Source organism: Paraburkholderia sp. BR14320, from assembly GCF_040948665.1.
GTDB classification, from domain to species: domain Bacteria; phylum Pseudomonadota; class Gammaproteobacteria; order Burkholderiales; family Burkholderiaceae; genus Paraburkholderia; species Paraburkholderia youngii.
In genome coordinates, this window is record NZ_JBFPKG010000184.1 from 1 (window position 1) to 1,305 (window position 1,305).

Sequence of the window (1,305 nt, forward strand, 5' to 3'; positions counted from 1 at the left end):
TTCCACGATTTGAGCGCCCACCGTCGCTAAATCTTTCGCATTGTGCAATTTCAACGCGCATCAACCTTTTTAAAGCACTGTGAGGCCGACTTCTGGCCTCATTGCCGCCTTTTCCAGCCACTATGGGCGGATTTGTGCCAGGGATCGCATGCGCACGAGGTTATAGGCCGTCATGTTCAACACGAACATCTGGTCCACCTTCTTCAAGCCGCGCACCATCACCTGGCGCATGCGTCCTACGGTCTTGGCCCAGCCGAAACCTTGTTCGATCAACTTGCGCTTTTGCTGCGAAATGGCGTAGCCCGCGCTCGAGGCAATCGTGTCGGGCACTGCCGAACGTCGCCCCGTGGTGTTTTGCGCAACGTGCGGTGTGACCTTCATCTGTTGGCACGCCTCGATGAATTCCTGAGCGTCGTAACCCTTGTCTGCACCCAACGTAATTTCTACGTTCGGATCCTCTGCCGCTTGCCGCGCGTCGTGGATCATGATCTTGGCGGCTTCACGCTCTGCATGCCCGTCGGCGCGTGTCACGCGCGCATTGACCACCAGGCCGTGCCGGTTATCGGTCAGCGTATGGCCCATGTACCGCAATTCGCTGGCCGTTTTGCCTTTGCGATAGAGCTGCGCATCTGGATCGGTCCTCGACTGATGTGTCTCGTTGCTGCGTTTCTCGCCCTTGAAGTCGCCCGCGCCGCTACCATCGTTGTCCTGATCGTCACCGTTCTTGCGTACGAAGCTCTTGTGTCCGGCCCACGCCTGGATCAACGTGCCGTCCACGCTGAAATGCTCCCCCGAGAGCAGGCACTTCTTCTCGGCGATGGCCACTACGGCGTTGAAGAATTCGATCACGGCATCGTGCTTGATCAGACGCTCCCGGTTCTTCGTGAAGACCGTGGGCACCCACACCTCATCATCCATGGCCAGGCCGATGAACCAGCGAAACAGCAGGTTGTACTGCACCTGCTCCATGAGTTGGCGCTCCGAGCGGATGCTGTAAAGGATCTGGATCAGCATGGCTCGCAGCAACTTCTCTGGCGCGATGCTCGGCCGTCCACCCTTTATGTCAGCTTCGTACATCCCCGCGAACAGTCGATCCATCTTCGCCAGCGCTTCGTTCGCCATCACGCGGATCGAACGCAACGGATGCGACTTGGGCACGAAGTCGTCCAGCTTGCGTACGGAAAACAAACTCTCGGTGAACGTGTCGGCGCCGCGCATGATCTCCAGTGGGCAAGTGGTGGTTCATCTATCAACGCTTCACGAACTCTGCGCGATGACGTGTTTCAGCGGTACTTCAGCAACCTG

The 1,305-nt window shown here is 58.1% G+C and carries 1 protein-coding gene; it reads right to left on the bottom strand.

What is annotated here, in order from left to right; translation table 11 throughout:
• Positions 1-120: 120 nt before the first annotated feature.
• On the bottom strand, positions 121-1,218 hold the full coding sequence (locus AB3X89_RS39705) for an IS5 family transposase (protein ID WP_368587992.1): 1,098 nt from the start codon (positions 1,216-1,218) through the stop codon (positions 121-123).
• Positions 1,219-1,305 lie beyond the last annotated feature (87 nt).